Origin of the sequence: Candidatus Protofrankia californiensis (assembly GCF_900634765.1) — a bacterium.
GTDB classification, from domain to species: domain Bacteria; phylum Actinomycetota; class Actinomycetes; order Frankiales; family Frankiaceae; genus Protofrankia; species Protofrankia californiensis.
This window is the reverse complement of record NZ_CAAAFT010000132.1, coordinates 1-797: the sequence shown is the minus strand read 5'-3', so window position 1 is coordinate 797 and position 797 is coordinate 1. Positions and strand designations below refer to the sequence as shown.

1 protein-coding gene and 1 pseudogene are annotated in these 797 nt (G+C 68.1%); one reads left to right on the top strand and one right to left on the bottom strand.

What is annotated here, in order from left to right; genetic code table 11:
• A partial coding sequence (locus DD1DGNOD_RS08000) for a type II toxin-antitoxin system HicA family toxin (RefSeq protein WP_131769808.1) occupies positions 1 to 202 on the top strand: 202 nt, incomplete at its 5' end.
• Positions 203 to 366: 164 nt separating this feature from the next.
• On the opposite strand, the pseudogene DD1DGNOD_RS07995 reads toward DD1DGNOD_RS08000, so the two are convergent.
• Positions 367 to 797 (bottom strand): annotated as a pseudogene (locus DD1DGNOD_RS07995) (hypothetical protein); the annotation flags it as partial.

Here is a 797-nt window from a genome sequence, read left to right as displayed (position 1 = left end):
GTCCGGCGCGCGGCTGGTCAAGGCACTCGAGCGCGCCGGGTTCACGCAGGTTCGGAGCAGGGGAAGCCACGTCGTGATGCGCAACCTGGACAACGGGCGCGGGGTGACCGTGCCTCTCCACACCACAATCAAGCGTGGCACGCTCGCGGCGATTCTCCGTCAAGCGGGACTGCGCCCTGACGAGCTCGACGCACTCCTGTAGCGGGCACCCAGCGCGGGCGAGCGGCTTCCGGACGCGGCCCCGCCGCGAGATCCGAACCTTCGCCGACGTACTTGAGCGGGCAGCCCACCACGAGGACGACCAAGCGCACGCCTACAACCGCCGCGGCCGGATTCTTCCTGGGCTCGCCCCGTCCACCGTTCGGATCACGGGCCAAACGCTTTCCCCTCCGGCGAACTCTCCCCCCAGATGCCTGGTTGGAGCAGTCTGGTGGTCTCGATCGGAGGCAGGCCGTCGTCACGGGTACGGAGCCGCATGTAGACGGTGCGCATCGTGGCTCTGTCGGGGATGTGTTCACCACCGGCCGCACGTTCCAAGACGGTCAGCGTGCTTGCGAGCCGCAGCCCTCCTCCGGGCCTTCCTTGTGCCCGGAGCCGTTCCAGTCGCTTCCGCTCGGAGGTCGCGATCGCGGCGCCCGCGCTGTCGTCGATGAGCACGGTGACCGTCGCCCCCGCTTCGGCCGCGACCACGGCGTGGGCAATGACCATGGTTTCACCGAGGTCCTTGCCCTCTTTCATGCGTTCGCGTATAGGGAGTCGTCTAGGCCGTGTCCGGTCGATCATGGTGAAGTCGATGG